The 14,553-nt window shown below is 55.7% G+C and carries 16 protein-coding genes; all 16 read left to right on the plus strand.

The window, feature by feature from the left end; all coding sequences use genetic code 11:
• The 16 genes from urtC (at position 1) to QPL98_RS11120 (ending at position 14,258) form a co-directional block, all read left to right on the plus strand.
• A complete protein-coding gene (gene urtC / locus QPL98_RS11045; RefSeq protein ID WP_121207362.1) occupies positions 1-1,134 on the plus strand; it encodes an urea ABC transporter permease subunit UrtC in 1,134 nt (377 codons plus the stop codon).
• Positions 1,131-1,955, plus strand: coding sequence for an urea ABC transporter ATP-binding protein UrtD (gene urtD, locus QPL98_RS11050; protein ID WP_058341618.1), 825 nt, complete (start codon positions 1,131-1,133; stop codon positions 1,953-1,955). Before urtC ends, urtD begins: the two co-directional genes overlap by 4 nt.
• Entirely contained in the window at positions 1,955-2,653 is a 699-nt protein-coding gene (gene urtE / locus QPL98_RS11055) for an urea ABC transporter ATP-binding subunit UrtE (protein ID WP_114434578.1), read from the plus strand. The genes urtD and urtE overlap by 1 nt, the downstream gene beginning before the upstream one ends.
• Positions 2,650-3,546, plus strand: a complete 897-nt coding sequence (locus QPL98_RS11060; RefSeq protein WP_303293254.1) for an urease accessory protein UreD — start codon at positions 2,650-2,652, stop codon at positions 3,544-3,546. The genes urtE and QPL98_RS11060 overlap by 4 nt, the downstream gene beginning before the upstream one ends.
• Before the next feature lie 36 nt (positions 3,547-3,582).
• Entirely contained in the window at positions 3,583-3,885 is a 303-nt protein-coding gene (gene ureA, locus QPL98_RS11065) for an urease subunit gamma (RefSeq protein WP_022992779.1), read from the plus strand.
• 155 nt (positions 3,886-4,040) lie between these two features.
• Complete coding sequence (locus tag QPL98_RS11070; protein WP_141067076.1) at positions 4,041-4,358, plus strand: urease subunit beta; 318 nt, start codon at positions 4,041-4,043, stop codon at positions 4,356-4,358.
• Complete coding sequence (gene ureC, locus QPL98_RS11075; RefSeq protein ID WP_183576745.1) at positions 4,355-6,058, plus strand: urease subunit alpha; 1,704 nt, start codon at positions 4,355-4,357, stop codon at positions 6,056-6,058. The genes QPL98_RS11070 and ureC overlap by 4 nt, the downstream gene beginning before the upstream one ends.
• A gap of 62 nt (positions 6,059-6,120) precedes the next feature.
• Complete coding sequence (ureE, locus tag QPL98_RS11080; protein ID WP_303293255.1) at positions 6,121-6,690, plus strand: urease accessory protein UreE; 570 nt, start codon at positions 6,121-6,123, stop codon at positions 6,688-6,690.
• Entirely contained in the window at positions 6,662-7,390 is a 729-nt protein-coding gene (locus tag QPL98_RS11085) for an urease accessory protein UreF (RefSeq protein ID WP_303293264.1), read from the plus strand. Before ureE ends, QPL98_RS11085 begins: the two co-directional genes overlap by 29 nt.
• 25 nt (positions 7,391-7,415) lie before the next feature.
• A complete protein-coding gene (gene ureG, locus QPL98_RS11090; protein ID WP_228223747.1) occupies positions 7,416-8,054 on the plus strand; it encodes an urease accessory protein UreG in 639 nt (212 codons plus the stop codon).
• A 173-nt stretch (positions 8,055-8,227) separates the two neighbouring features.
• Complete coding sequence (locus QPL98_RS11095) at positions 8,228-8,803, plus strand: HupE/UreJ family protein (RefSeq protein ID WP_303293256.1); 576 nt, start codon at positions 8,228-8,230, stop codon at positions 8,801-8,803.
• A gap of 162 nt (positions 8,804-8,965) precedes the next feature.
• The gene (locus QPL98_RS11100; protein WP_303293257.1) at positions 8,966-9,763 is read left to right on the plus strand and encodes a nuclease-related domain-containing protein; all 798 of its coding nucleotides are present in this window, start codon (positions 8,966-8,968) and stop codon (positions 9,761-9,763) included.
• A gap of 168 nt (positions 9,764-9,931) precedes the next feature.
• Positions 9,932-10,612 (plus strand): hypothetical protein, encoded by a 681-nt coding sequence (locus QPL98_RS11105; RefSeq protein WP_303293258.1) that lies wholly within the window; start codon positions 9,932-9,934, stop codon positions 10,610-10,612.
• Positions 10,613-10,822: 210 nt separating this feature from the next.
• Positions 10,823-12,001, plus strand: coding sequence for a dsDNA nuclease domain-containing protein (locus tag QPL98_RS11110; protein WP_303293259.1), 1,179 nt, complete (start codon positions 10,823-10,825; stop codon positions 11,999-12,001).
• The gene (locus QPL98_RS11115) at positions 12,001-12,480 is read left to right on the plus strand and encodes a hypothetical protein (protein ID WP_303293260.1); all 480 of its coding nucleotides are present in this window, start codon (positions 12,001-12,003) and stop codon (positions 12,478-12,480) included. Before QPL98_RS11110 ends, QPL98_RS11115 begins: the two co-directional genes overlap by 1 nt.
• Positions 12,477-14,258: a hypothetical protein gene (locus tag QPL98_RS11120; protein WP_303293261.1), complete on the plus strand. Its 1,782-nt coding sequence runs from the start codon at positions 12,477-12,479 to the stop codon at positions 14,256-14,258. The genes QPL98_RS11115 and QPL98_RS11120 overlap by 4 nt, the downstream gene beginning before the upstream one ends.
• The last annotated feature ends 295 nt before the right edge of the window (positions 14,259-14,553 follow it).

Genomic DNA, 14,553 nt, shown 5'->3' on the forward strand with positions numbered 1-14,553 from the left:
ATGGCGACATCACAAACCTGGCTGCTCCGGCCCTTTCAGGAGCGTTCCACCCAGCTTTTCCTTGGTGTGCTGTTCGCGGCCCTGGTGCTGGTTACCTTCCTGCACCTGTTTATGCCGGAAGACAGTGCCCTGCACGTAAGCGCCTACACCGTTACCCTGCTGGGCAAATACCTCTGTTACGCCCTGCTGGCGGTAGCGGTAGACCTGGTGTGGGGTTACCTGGGTATTCTCAGCCTGGGCCACGGCGCCTTCTTTGCCCTCGGCGGCTACGCCATGGGCATGTACCTGATGCGCCAGATTGGGGATCGCGGCGTGTATGGCGATCCTGTATTGCCAGACTTCATGGTGTTCCTGAACTGGCAGGAGCTGCCCTGGTACTGGCAAGGCTTCGACATGGCCTGGTTCGCCTTCATCATGGTGCTGCTGGCCCCGGGCCTGCTGGCGCTGGTGTTCGGCTTCCTGGCTTTCCGCTCCCGGGTAACCGGCGTGTACCTGTCCATCATCACCCAGGCGCTGACCTTTGCGTTGATGCTGGCGTTCTTCCGCAATGAGATGGGCTTCGGTGGCAACAACGGCCTGACCGATTTCAAAGACATCCTAGGCTTCGACTTGCGCAGCGACGCCACCCGGCTTGGCCTGTTCCTGGCGACCGGCATCGCGCTGGCAGTGGGCTATGTCGTGTGCCGTGCCATCGTGACCAGCAAGCTGGGCCGGGTCAGCGTGGCCTGCCGTGACGCTGAAGCCCGTACCCGGTTCCTTGGCTACCGGGTGGAACGGGTGCAGCTGTTCGTGTTCGTGGTCTCCGCCATGCTGGCGGGTGTGGCCGGGGCCCTGTACGTGCCCCAGGTGGGCATTATCAACCCCAGCGAATTCTCGCCGCTGTTCTCCATCGAAATCGTGGTGTGGGTCGCTCTCGGGGGCCGCGCCACCCTGTATGGCGCGGTCATCGGCGCCTTGTTGGTGAACTACGCCAAGACCGTGTTCACCGGCATCATGCCGGACGCCTGGCTGTTCGCCCTGGGCGCGCTGTTCGTGCTGGTGACGGTGTTCCTGCCCAAGGGCATTGCCGGGCTGTTGCAGAAACGCCGCCAGAAGGACGATGACCAACCCGGCGCTCAGGAGGCCACCGCATGAGCATCTTTGAACAACTTGCCAACCGGGACCAGGTGTTTGAGTTTCTCACCCCCGTGGCCTCGCCGGTTGACGTGCGCCACGGCCCGATCCTGTACATGGAAGACGTGAGTGTGAGCTTCGATGGCTTCAAGGCCATCAACAACCTCAACCTCACCATCGACGACGGCGAACTGCGCTGCATCATCGGCCCCAACGGGGCGGGTAAAACCACCATGATGGACATCATCACCGGTAAAACCCGGCCCGATACCGGCTCGGTGTGGTTCGGCAGCCGCCACAACCTGCTGCGCATGAACGAGCCGGACATTGCCACCCTGGGCATTGGCCGCAAGTTCCAGAAGCCCACCGTGTTCGAGGCCCTGACCGTATTCGAAAACCTCGAACTGGCCATGGCCGCCGACAAACGCATCCTGCCCACCCTGACCGCCATCATGACCGCGGAATACCGGGACCGGATTGACGAAATCCTGGAAATGATCGGTTTGCAGGCGCTGCGCGACAAGCCCGCCGGCATCCTCTCCCACGGCCAGAAACAGTGGCTGGAGATCGGCATGCTGCTGATGCAAAAACCCCGGCTGCTGCTGGTGGACGAGCCCGTGGCCGGCATGACCGAACAGGAAATGGAACGCACCGCCGAACTGCTCACCAGTCTTGCGGGCAAACAGTCCGTGGTGGTGGTGGAACACGACATGGGCTTCGTGCGCTCCATCGCCCGCAAAGTCACCGTACTGCACCAGGGCAGCGTGCTGGCCGAAGGCTCCATGGACCAGGTCTCCAACGACCCGGACGTGATCAAGGTGTATCTGGGGGAGGAGGCCTGATGCTCAAGATTGAAAAGCTCAACCAGTTCTACGGCGAAAGCCACACCCTGTGGGACCTGGAGCTGGACGTGCCCCAGGGCCAGTGTACCTGTGTGATGGGCCGCAATGGCGTGGGCAAGACCACGCTGATGAAATGCATCATGGGCGAGGAAGCCGTGAAAAGCGGTTCCATCGAGTTTGCCCGGGATGTGGAACTCACCAAAAAGAAAATCGAAGACCGCTCCCGCCTGGGCATCGGCTACGTGCCCCAGGGCCGGCAGATCTTCCCGCTGCTGACCGTGGAGGAAAACCTGCGCACCGGCCTGGCGGTGCGGGCCGATGGCAGCAAGCAGATCCCCGAGCGCATTTATGAGCTGTTCCCGGTGCTGAAAGAAATGAAACACCGCCGGGGCGGCGACCTCTCCGGTGGCCAGCAGCAACAGCTGGCCATTGGCCGGGCGCTGGTGATTGAGCCGCGCCTGCTGATCCTCGATGAGCCGGGGGAGGGCATCCAGCCCAACATCGTGGCCCAGATTGGCGAGGTGATTCGCCGGTTGATTGAAGAAGACGGCCTGACCGTGCTGCTGGTGGAACAGAAACTGCCGTTCGCCCGCAAATACGCCGACCGCTTCGCCATCCTCGACCGGGGCCGGCGCGTGGCCGAAGGCGATATTGCCGGGCTGACCGATGAACTCATCAAACAGCACCTGACCGTATGACCGCTTACCAAGCCATCGACCGCCACGCCTCCGGCCACCGTTTCGACACCGAACGGCGCTGGGCGGCGGCCCTGGAACTGGGGTTTGAAGCACGCGCCGAGAGCGAACCTGCGCCGGTAACCCGGCTGGTGCGCCGGCGCCACCATGGTCCACTGCGGGTGCAGCGCCCCTTCTACCCGGAGGGCAAAACCGGCTGCTGCCATGTGTACCTGCTGCATCCCCCGGGTGGCCTGGTGAGCGGCGACGAACTGCGCATCGAAGCCTCTGTGGCCGAAGGTGGCCATGCGCTTTTGACCACCCCGGCGGCAGCGAAACTGTACAAGGCCGACAGCCATGGCGTGGCCTGGGGCCAGCACACCCGGTTGCAGGTAGCCAAAGACGCGATTCTGGAATACCTGCCCCAGGAAACCATCGCCTTCGACGGTTCCCGTGGTTTGCAAACCAGCACCATTGAACTGGCAGCCGGCGCTCGCACCCTGGGCTGGGAAGTGCTTGCACTGGGCCGCCCGGCCAGCGACCTGCCGTTTGCCACCGGTGAACTGGAACAGCGTTTCCATTTAAGCCTGGACGGCCAGCCGCTGTGGCTGGAGCGCCAGCTGCTGGACCCGAAACACCGCCGGTTTAGCGGCCCCTGGGGCCAGGGCGGCGCCACTGTACAGGCCACCCTCTGGGCCGTTGGCCTGGACGACGAAGCCGCCGCCATCGACGTGCTGAGAGCACAGTTACCAGACCACAACCGCTGGGCCGTGACCCGGCGCCGGGGCGTGCTGCTCCTGCGCTACCTGGGTACCGAACGCAACGAAGCCTGGGCCCTGTGCGAACAAGCCTGGCACCTGCTGCGCCCCATGCTCGCCGGCGTACCGGCCCACACACCCAGAATCTGGCTTACCTGACGGCTATTGCCTTAAAAAGAGACAACGGAGTCATCCATGGAACTCACCCCCAGAGACAAAGACAAGCTGCTGCTGTTCACCGCCGCCCTCCTGGCCGAACGCCGCAAGGCCAAAGGCCTGAAACTGAATTACCCCGAAGCCGTGGCCCTGATCAGCGCCGAAATCATGGAAGGCGCCCGTGAAGGCCGCACCGTGGCCGAACTGATGAGCGCCGGCACCGAAATCCTCACCCGCGAAGACGTGATGGACGGCGTCGCCGACATGGTGCACGAAGTCCAGGTGGAAGCCACCTTCCCGGACGGAACGAAACTGGTCACGGTCCACAACCCAATCGTCTAAAAGCCAATGAGAAGCTACCTGCGTTGCCGCTGCGGCGTTAAAAGAAGGCTCAAAATGCTCATTTATACATGCATAAACTCCGCTTTTTCGCCTTCTTTTGCCTTGCAGCGCCTGCCTCGCCAACGCTTCTCATCGGCTTTTCAAGGAGGCTTTTTATGATCCCCGGTGAATACCAACTCAAAGACGGCGACATCGAGCTCTGCGCCGGTCGCGAACGCATCCAGCTGGACGTCGGCAACACCGGCGACCGCCCGGTGCAGATCGGCTCCCACTACCACTTCGCCGAAGCCAACCCAGCCCTGGACTTCGACCGCGCCAAGGCTCGCGGCTACCGCCTGGACGTGGCCGCCGGCACCGCCATTCGCTTTGAACCCGGCCAGACCCGCTCTGTGACGCTGATTCCGTTTGCCGGAGCGCGCGAAATTTATGGCTTCCGGGGTGAAGTAATGGGCCCGTTGGAGGACACAAAATGAAAATCAGCAGACAAGCCTACGCCGACATGTATGGCCCCACCGTCGGGGATCGCGTCCGCCTGGGCGACACCGAGTTGTGGATAGAAGTAGAAGAAGACCACACCCACTACGGCGACGAAGTAAAATTCGGCGGCGGCAAAGTCATCCGCGACGGCATGGGCCAGAGCCAGCGCTGCGACGACGCCGTGATGGACACCGTGATCACCAACGCCCTCATCCTCGACTGGTGGGGCATCGTCAAAGCCGACGTAGGCATCCAGAAAGGCCGCATCGCCGCCATCGGCAAAGCCGGCAACCCGGACACCCAGCCAGACGTGACCATCGTCATCGGCCCCGGCACCGAAATCATCGCCGGCGAAGGCAAGATCCTCACCGCCGGCGGCATCGACCCCCACATCCACTTCATCTGCCCCCAGCAGGTAGAAGAAGCCCTGATGAGCGGCGTGACCACCATGCTCGGCGGCGGCACCGGCCCGGCCACCGGCACCAACGCCACCACCTGTACTCCGGGCCCCTGGCACATCGGCAAGATGCTGCAGGCCGTGGACAGCCTGCCCATGAACATCGGCTTCCTGGGCAAAGGCAACGCCAGCCTGCCGGAAGCGCTGGAGCTGCAGGTAAAAGCCGGCGTGATCGGCCTCAAACTGCACGAAGACTGGGGCACCACCCCGGCCAGCATCGACAACTGCCTGACCGTCGCCGACCAGTACGACATCCAGGTGGCCATCCACACCGACACCCTGAACGAATCCGGCTTTGTGGAAGACACCCTGGCCGCCTTCAAAGGCCGCTGCATTCACACCTTCCACACCGAAGGCGCCGGCGGCGGCCACGCCCCGGACATCATTACCGCCTGCTCCAAAGATTATGTATTGCCGTCGTCCACCAACCCGACCCGGCCCTACACCGTGAACACCATCGACGAACACCTGGACATGCTGATGGTGTGCCACCACCTGGACCCGAACATTCCGGAAGACGTGGCTTTTGCCGATTCCCGCATTCGCCGGGAAACCATCGCGGCGGAAGACATCCTGCACGATATGGGCGTGATCTCCATGATCTCCTCTGACTCCCAGGCCATGGGCCGGGTGGGCGAGGTAATCTGCCGAACCTGGCAAACCGCCCACAAGATGAAAGTGCAGCGCGGCCTGTTGCCGGAAGACCAGGAGCGCGGCACCGACAACTTCCGCGCCAAACGCTACATCGCCAAGTACACCATCAACTCCGCCATCACCCACGGCATCGCCCATGATGTGGGCTCGGTGGAAGTAGGCAAACTGGCGGATCTGGTGCTGTGGAGCCCGGCGTTTTTCGGCGTAAAGCCAGCCTGCATCCTCAAGGGCGGGATGATTGCCGCCGCCCCCATGGGCGACCCGAATGCCTCTATTCCCACACCGCAGCCGGTGCACTACCGCCCCATGTTCGGCGCCTTCGGCAAGGCGGCCAGTGCCACCCGCCTGACCTTTGTCAGCCAGGCCGCGCTGGACGCCAACATTGGTGAGGAACTGGGCCTGGATAGCCCGCTCTCCGCCTGCAAAGGCGTGCGGGACGTGCGCAAGCAGCACATGAAACTGAACGACGCCTGCCCGCACCTGACCGTAGACCCACAAACCTACGAAGTGCACGCCGACGGCGAACTGCTCACCTGCGAGCCGGCCACCGAACTGCCCCTGGCCCAGCGTTATCACCTTTTTTAGTCAATACAGCTCAAGGCTGCTTAATCAACACAGCTCAAGGCTGTTCTGAGAGGAACGAACGGATGTTGGAACTGACTAAACGCATCACCCACGTAGACGCCAGCGAAATCCACGACAACCTGGTGCTGCCCTACGAACTGCGCATTCGCGGCCGCCTGCGCGCGACCACCGAAACCAACCTGGACGTGGGCCTGTTTCTGGACCGTGGCCCGGTGCTGAGAGACGGCGACCTGCTGGAAGCGAAATCCGGCGAGATCATCCGCATTCGCGCCGCGGAAGAGCCGGTGGTCACCGCCCGTGTAGAAACCGGCCTGCCGCTGGCCCGCTTGTGTTACCACCTGGGCAACCGCCACGTCACCCTGGCGATTGGTGAAGACGAGCAGGGCGCCTTCGTGCGCTTCCCGCCCGATCACGTACTGGAAGAACTGGCCGAACGCCTGGGCGCCACCGTAGTCCACCACACCGCCACCTTCGACCCGGAACCCGGAGCCTACAACCAGGCCGGCCAGGGCCATTCGCACGGTCATAGCCATGGCCATTCCCACGCGCACTCGCACTCGCACGGTGAAAGCCATGACCACACTCACGCTGCTGGACATACCCATGCTCACGGCCACAAACACACCCACTGAGCCGGCAGCCACGGCGGGTGAGGGCGAACCCGGTGGCGACCTGGCATTGCTGGGGCTGATGCAGCTGGTCAGCCCGGCGTTGCCCATCGGCGCCTTTGCCTGGTCCCAAGGCCTGGAAAGCGCCTTTGAACTGGGCTGGGTGAACAACGAAGCGGAACTGGCCCAATGGATTGAAGGCGTGCTGGAAGACGGCCTCAGCCGGTGTGAGTTGCCCTTACTGGCCCGGCTGCAAACCGCCTGGGCGAACGACGACGGCGCCAGCATCGCGCACTGGAACCAGTGGCTGCACGCTACCCGGGAAACCGCCGAACTGAGCGACGAAGACACCCGCCTGGGCGGCGCCCTGAAAACCCTGCTGGGCAACCTCAACCTGTTGCCGCAGCAAACCCTGATTCCGGCCGAACCCGGCTACATCACCCTGTTTGCCTGGGCCGCCCAGGTACGCCGGGTGCCGGTGCGGCAAACCCTGCTCGGCTTTGCCTGGGCCTGGCTGGAAAACCAGCTGGCGGTGGCCTGCAAAGCCTTGCCCCTGGGCCACACCGCCGCCCAACGGATTATCGAACAACTGCGCCCGGCACTGGTGATTGCCACCGACCAGGCGCTGGCACGGCAAGACCACGAACTCGGGCCCATCCTGCCGGGCCTCGCGCTCGGCAGTGCCCTGCATGAAACCCAGTATTCACGGCTTTTCAGAAGCTGAATAAAAACATCAAGGAGATACAGCCATGACACATTGTCTGAGAGTAGGCGTCGGCGGCCCGGTCGGGTCTGGTAAAACCGCATTGCTGCGCCAGCTATGCACCGCCCTGCGGGACCACTACGACATCGCCGTGGTCACCAACGACATCTACACCCGGGAAGACGCCGACTTCCTGCTGCGCCACGAAGCCCTGGCCGCAGACCGCATCCTGGGCGTGGAAACCGGCGGCTGCCCGCATACCGCCATCCGCGAGGATGCCTCCATGAACCTGGCCGCCATCGACGACCTGCAAAGCCGCCACCCCGGCCTGGAGCTTGTGTTGGTGGAATCCGGCGGCGACAACCTCTCCGCCACCTTCAGCCCGGAACTGAGCGACCTCACCCTATACGTAATCGATGTATCCGCCGGCGACAAGATCCCCCGCAAAGGCGGCCCCGGCATCACCAAATCCGACCTGCTGATCATCAACAAGATTGACATTGCCGAACAAGTACACGCCTCCCTGGACGTAATGGAGCGGGACAGCAAAAAAATGCGCGGCGAACGCCCCTTCGTGTTCACCAACCTGTACGACGGGGTAGGGCTGGACACCATCATCAGCTTCATTCTGGAGCGCGGCATGCTGCCCGAGCGACGCCCACACAAGACTGCTGAGACCGCCTGAGGCTCTGGTGAGGCGAATGGCGTCGTTACTCCGGTGCTCAAAAGCGGTCCTACCAGTAGGTATGTCCCGCTTCCTGCGCTCCGGGGCGCCTAGCCCTTCACCACACCAGAACCTAAGGCTCGTGCAACATAGTGAATTTCGAGATACCGCATACACGAATTGGGAGAATTGATATGAAACTCGTAACGAAATTGCTCAGTGCCGCCGCGCTGCTGGCCGCCTCCGCCACCGCCATGGCCCACCCCGGCCACACCGAAGGCGGCTTCACCAGCGGCCTGCTGCACCCGATGCTGGGCCTGGACCACCTGCTGGCCATGGCCGCCATCGGCTTCTGGAGCGTGCGCCAGAGCAAACTCATGAAAAACGCCACCCCCGCCTTCGTCATCGGCGGCATGGTATTCGGCGCCGCCCTGGCCTGGGGCGGCCTGAGCATGCCGGGCGTGGAAACCGGGATCACCTTCTCGGTACTGGTGGCGGGCATCCTCATCGCTACCCTGGCCAAACTGCCCACCGCCGTGGGTGGCACCCTGGTTGGCGCCTTCATGCTGTTCCATGGCTTCGCCCATGGCGCAGAAATGCCCGAAGGCGCCACGCTGGCGGCCTACCTGGCAGGTTTTTCCATCGCCACCCTGGCCATTACGCTGGTTGGGCGTGGGCTGGGTAGTCTGATGCTGAGGGCGGATAGCCGGTTTAGCCGTGGGATTGGAGGAGTTCTGGCTGTGGCGGGAGCGTACCTGGCGGCTGCCTGATTCCGTAGTCTCTTGAGAAACGAAAAAGCCGCCCGGGAAACCGCGCGGCTTTTTCAGTATATGGTTTACAAAATTTGACCTTGACGGTATGGGAAGTTTCCTGAAAATTAGGTTAGTGTGTATACATAAGAAACGGATTGACGCCGCTGTTAAGGAAAACGGATGGACTTCGGCCAGTTATTCAACACCCTCCTGAACTCTCTACCGAATCAAGTCTGGTATTTCGTACCGCTGTTCATCCTGTTGCCAATTCTGAGAACACCCTGGTTCAAAGGCAAAGCCGGCGAAGCCATGGTAAACCTCGCCGCAAAGTTGTTTCTCGATAAAACCCGCTACCACCTCATAAAAAACGTCACCTTGCCCACGGAAGACGGCACCACCCAGATCGACCATATCATTGTCTCCCGGTACGGCGTGTTCGTAGTGGAAACCAAGAACATGAAAGGCTGGATCTTCGGCAACGCCAAACAGCGGTATTGGACGCAGAAGATCTTCAAGTACTCGCAGAAATTTCAGAACCCGCTGCACCAGAACTACAAACACGTTAAGACACTGCAAAGCCTGTTGGACCTGAGTGATGAGCAGGTGTTTTCGGTAGTGGTTTTTGTAGGGGATTCGACGTTCAAAACGCCCATGCCGGAGAACGTGACCCACAGTGGTGGGTATGTCCGCTTTATCAAAGCCCAAACCGAGCAGCGGCTGTCGGATGCTGAGGTTCATCAGGTGATCGAAGCTATTGAATCCGGGCGGCTGGCAGCTACGTTCAGAAATCATCGGCAGCACGTGGCGCATGTGAAGGAGATCGTGGCCAAGAAAGAAAGTGTGCCACGGTGCCCGAAGTGCCAGGGCGAGATGGTAAAGCGCACGGTGAAGCGCGGAGAGAATATTGGGAAGGAGTTTTTTGGCTGCAAGGCATTCCCCAAGTGCCGGGGGATGGTTGGTGCTTCGTTATTGCAGTAACGAAGCTGTCAGATGATTACGGCGCGACCAGAGCATCAATGTAGTGTAATTAGTTGATTTTAAAAGTTAAATTGGCGAGGTTTGAGTGTTGGTTCTGAACTGTTATTGACGCTCAAATGATTGCAATAACGAAGCGCGCTATCTAATTACTGTTAAAAGGAGTTACAGGTGCCAGATATAAGAATATCCGAAACCCATTATGAGTATGATCGAGCACCAGATCATTGTCCGCTGTGCCATCATGGTATCCAAGCCATAAAAGTTGGTAGCAACCTTATCTCGCGATCAGACCGCCAGACTGGACACACTCTCCAAGTTCTATATCGGTGCCCTCGAGATGAATGTCAGAGAGCTTTTATCGCATCGTACACGCAGAATCGCGATCGTTTAGGTCACTATCCTACTGGAGACTATTTTCTCCGCAACACAGCACCTTTCCGGCCTGCAGAGCCTGATACACCAAAAGAGTTAAAAGAGCTATCTCCTAGCTATCATGAAATTCTAGAACAGAGTGCTGCTGCTGAAGGTTTCCGCCTGAATCAAATAGCTGGATGTGGATTTCGAAAGGCTCTTGAGTTCTTGATTAAAGACTATGCCATCCACAAACACCCGGATGACGCCGATGCCATAAAACGGAAAATGCTAGGTGCGTGCATTAATGAGTATGTTAACGATGCGAACGTGAAGGTCTGTGCTTCTCGTGCCGCATGGATTGGCAATGACGAGACGCATTACGTGCGTAAATGGGGAGAAAAAGACATTAACGATCTCAAGACCCTTCTCAGATTGACCTCAGCTTGGATTTTGAACGAGTTGTTGACGGAAAAATACCTTCGAGAAATGGAGTGACCAGCGCAGTTTTATCCCAAACATTAGGATCTGTTTTAACAAGGCCAGGCACGGCGACGCCTACTGCATTGCGGCTTCGCCTTCATTCCGTAGCCGCGCATGCTGGCTGGCGTTATGCGGTGGGTCATACTGGGTTACTCTCAAGAATCAATAATAGGGTCAGGAAATGCGCATCATAAATCGAAGAATATTTCCTGAAGGAAGATAAGCGTGGTAGAAAAAAAGATCGGTAGTCCAAAGCTTCATGAAGTCGAACCACGGGAGAATGTTGGAAGGGAAACCATTGCCCGCTATCAAGCCCAGTTTCGCGGAGCGGCTTTCGAGTGTTTGGCTCTGTTGGAGGATGAGACGCTAGACCGTGTCTATTGCGATTACCAAGACGATTTCGTGACTCGCCTCAATGTCGAGGGGAATTATGTCTATAATTTTTTTCAGGTCAAAACCAAGGGAAAATTGAATTACCAATGGTCTGTAAATGATGTCTTGGGGGTAAAGAAAGGCGCTAAAACATGCGAGCCAGCTAAGATTGCCGATAGCTACGTAGGAAAACTCCTTATCCATACTATCAGGTTCGAGAACTCCTGTGGTAACGTCGTTTTTCTCACCAATGTGCATCTAAATGATGAATTGGAGGGGGTGCGTGATGCCATAAAGGACGATAGTGATAACAACTATTATAAATTGTTGCTTGAAAATTTTAATGAAGCTTTATGCCCAGAAGCACCCATAGAAGATCAGGATATAATAGAGCGTATTAAGAAGCTTCAGCTTAAGTCCAATGTTTCCTATTTAGATCCACACGGCGATAAATTTTTCTCTGAGGCAAGAGAGACCATTTATCAATATAGTGAAATAGATTTGCAGCGTTCAGAGTGTGAGGAAATACTTAATAGTCTTATATCTCTTGTCGAGCGGAAGTCGTTTGGCAAACTATTAGAGGAAATAGGGGAAAGCGACCTCGATGATATAGCAGGCGTTAGTCTTTCCGAAATGCTCAATATTCTGAGCATCTCCAAAGCGGCATATCAGAGCTTAAAAGATAGCGGCGACTCACAAGCCATCAAGAATGCTTCTATTATTCACCGGTTGATGAGTAAGGCTGGTGCGTCTGAGCGAATGATAGAGTTCGTCTCTGACTGTAAGGTTCGATGGGATATATGGTTTAGGGACAAGCGCCACACTATTCCAGAATTTGACCTAAATTTCATTTTAGAAGAAATAGAGAAAAATGCGGCTGAGTGGGTGAAATTAGGAGAAAGCCTTCCACTGCTTCAAAGTCGAATCAAGATAGTATTGTCTGCCTTGGATACTGAAGATTTGTCTGGAACTCTTAATCGTGAACTCCTTCTAGGCGCTGTTTTTTCGTTTTTAGTTAGAGGGAATGCGTGATGGATTACGAAGAATTCTTTCAAGAAGCGTCTGAAAAAGAAATTGTATTGCCTCTAGATCAGTTCAGTGGTTCGGCACCTCGTCGGCTTAGCAATGAAGCGCTTTTTCATCTTCCCTTGCTCGCGATGACTATTCTCTTATTGTCTAAAACACGCCGTAAGCCTAAGTCAGATGAACTAGGTCAGTTGATTGGCGAGTGTTTTGAGAGAACATTTTCAGACTTTAAAGGTTCGTCCCAACACTTAGGATGGTCGGCGAATCTTAGGATGCGGACAGTTAATGCGCTAACCTTTCTTGAGACAGTAAGTCTTGTTGAGGTCAACCGCCATGATTCTCGCATTAAAGCCACCGAGTTTGGGAAAAAGGTCGTATCAAAAGCAATAGATGTGCAATCAGACCTCGGTTACACGCTCCAGCTAATTGAACGAAATTATTTTGATATACAAATAGAAAAACAAATTGCAATGGATCTGGAATGAAACTTGTTAAATTAAAAATTCATCCTTCAGGGAAGACCGGTTGGGGGTCGAAGGATCTTGTGTTTGCTAACGATATCACCCAACTATATGGACCGAACGGCGCAGGGAAAACGCCTGTCATTCATTCTATTGCCTTCGCGCTTGGGTATCCTGTTAGATACAGGGACGATATTATGGCGAATTGTTCTTCAGTCAGCCTGACTGTGGAGCATGAAAAGGAATTCTTCACTTTCGAGAGGTCATTTTCTGATAAGTTTCACATAGAAGTTTCGGAAAAAGGTTCCAAGGAATCACGTACTTTCTACAACGAACAAGAGATTTCTGAGTACCTGTTCTCGAGGCTTGGGCTGTCATCACTCGCGTTGACGACCAATAAAAATGAGCCTACGTATCCATATATCTCAACATTCCTGCCGCTTTTTTATATTGACCAAGATGCTGGTTACACGAGTGCTTACAGGCCTCCAGGTAGTTTCATAAAAGATCAATACGCTGAGATGGTCAGGTTGGGGCTTGGAATTGCTCCAAAACACTCCTTCGAGGCTAAGCGTTTTCTCATAGAAAAGAAAAGGGAGCTTGATTTAGTAAATATTCAAATCGTCAATGCTGGGGAATTCATACGAAAACTCGAAGAGCAGTCAGATATTGGTAACATTTCTGTTTCGGAGATTGAGGATGAGTTGGAGCGATTTAGAGGCGAGCTGGAAGATCTCCGTAATAGTTTTGATGCGACGAACGATGCCGATTATGTGCTACAAAGACTGATTCGCGAGAAGCAGAATGAACGGCTTAATCTTACGGCTTCAATTAAGAACCTGGAAAGCCGGATATCAGGGTTCAATAAAATAAAGAACGAAATAGAGATCGAAATTAATACCTTGGCTCTTAACGAAGAGTCTAGACGGCTGTTCAGTTCTTTTAAGGAGATTTGTTCAGCGCCAGGTTGTGGTCTTTTTACATCAAGTTCCGATTCGTATGGAAAGAATTTGCTTTATCTTCGCGATCAAATAAAAGACTTGGATAGAAACACGAAATTTCAAGAAATAAGGTTGGATGAATATATATCGAGATTAAGAAAGATCGATGATGAAATTGCCTCCCTAGAATCCAATCTAACGAAGGAGGAGAATACCCAAACAACATCTTTGATAGCTGCAATAAGTGCATTAACACGATCGATTATTGATCGCCAAGGCAAAAAAGATGTATTGGAACGGATCGAATCCGAGAAACATGATTACGTTCAACTATTGAATAAGCGTAAGGGTCTTCAGGGCGATATATATTCTTTTGAAGGTGGAGCGGGTTTGAGTGATATCAGGACTCTAGAATTCAGAAATTCTTATCGTAAAAAGATTGTCGAATGGCTTGACGTTCTCAGTACTAAGAACGTTTCGAGGGACATTTCTGTCGATTCTGATTTTAATGTTTTTTTTGGGGCGGAAAAATTATCTCAATTCAGTGGTAGTACACTTTTGCGAACAGTCCTTGCTCTCAGGGCTGCCTTCTTTGAACTGTTCATTTCCATGGGATGTACTTCCATAGAGTTTCTGATCTTTGATACGCCACGGCAGCATGATATTGAAACTAAAGATTTTGCAGCATTTATAACCAAGTTAAAAAGCATCTGCAAAGGTAATCGAGCTCAGATTGTCTTCTCTACCACAGAGTACCACTATAATGCATCAGAAGGGGACATAGAGTGGAAACCGGAATTTTCTGGCTTTGAACAGCCAATGTACTTAGGTGTAATTGATGATAGTCAAACACCTAGTTAGTCCCTGTGAATTTAAGATATGACGTTTTTAAGCCCGGAATTTCATAAAAGCCGAAGAAATTTTATGCCCGCGTTTTATAGGGTTTAGGAATAGTATTGATGGTGCAGGCTGCGTATAACGAACGCAGGCACACGGATCAATCTTACGCTTCGCTTTAAATTGTCAGGTGTTGCGCTGCGTAAACCGCTGAAGGTTGCCACCCATTCCACGTGAAGCCTGCCACCCGGACCGGAGCAAGGCTGCCACCCATCGGAGCGTAGCGACGCGGGGTTTCTCTTCTTACTCCGAAGTCTCA

Origin of the sequence: Marinobacter sp. ST-43, assembly GCF_030541085.1 — a bacterium.
In the GTDB taxonomy this organism is placed as follows: Bacteria; Pseudomonadota; Gammaproteobacteria; order Pseudomonadales; family Oleiphilaceae; genus Marinobacter; species Marinobacter nauticus.

What these genes read in the sequence shown, in the direction of transcription:
- QPL98_RS11070 (WP_141067076.1), top strand. Translation starts at nt 4,041, where the DNA reads ATGATCCCCGGTGAATACCAACTCAAAGACGGCGACATCGAGCTCTGC.
- QPL98_RS11085 (WP_303293264.1), top strand. Translation starts at nt 6,662, where the DNA reads ATGCTCACGGCCACAAACACACCCACTGAGCCGGCAGCCACGGCGGGT.
- ureA (WP_022992779.1), top strand. Translation starts at nt 3,583, where the DNA reads ATGGAACTCACCCCCAGAGACAAAGACAAGCTGCTGCTGTTCACCGCC.
- ureG (WP_228223747.1), top strand. Translation starts at nt 7,416, where the DNA reads ATGACACATTGTCTGAGAGTAGGCGTCGGCGGCCCGGTCGGGTCTGGT.
- QPL98_RS11100 (WP_303293257.1), top strand. Translation starts at nt 8,966, where the DNA reads ATGGACTTCGGCCAGTTATTCAACACCCTCCTGAACTCTCTACCGAAT.
- QPL98_RS11120 (WP_303293261.1), top strand. Translation starts at nt 12,477, where the DNA reads ATGAAACTTGTTAAATTAAAAATTCATCCTTCAGGGAAGACCGGTTGG.
- ureC (WP_183576745.1), top strand. Translation starts at nt 4,355, where the DNA reads ATGAAAATCAGCAGACAAGCCTACGCCGACATGTATGGCCCCACCGTC.
- ureE (WP_303293255.1), top strand. Translation starts at nt 6,121, where the DNA reads ATGTTGGAACTGACTAAACGCATCACCCACGTAGACGCCAGCGAAATC.
- QPL98_RS11115 (WP_303293260.1), top strand. Translation starts at nt 12,001, where the DNA reads ATGGATTACGAAGAATTCTTTCAAGAAGCGTCTGAAAAAGAAATTGTA.
- urtE (WP_114434578.1), top strand. Translation starts at nt 1,955, where the DNA reads ATGCTCAAGATTGAAAAGCTCAACCAGTTCTACGGCGAAAGCCACACC.
- QPL98_RS11095 (WP_303293256.1), top strand. Translation starts at nt 8,228, where the DNA reads ATGAAACTCGTAACGAAATTGCTCAGTGCCGCCGCGCTGCTGGCCGCC.
- urtD (WP_058341618.1), top strand. Translation starts at nt 1,131, where the DNA reads ATGAGCATCTTTGAACAACTTGCCAACCGGGACCAGGTGTTTGAGTTT.
- urtC (WP_121207362.1), top strand. Translation starts at nt 1, where the DNA reads ATGGCGACATCACAAACCTGGCTGCTCCGGCCCTTTCAGGAGCGTTCC.
- QPL98_RS11060 (WP_303293254.1), top strand. Translation starts at nt 2,650, where the DNA reads ATGACCGCTTACCAAGCCATCGACCGCCACGCCTCCGGCCACCGTTTC.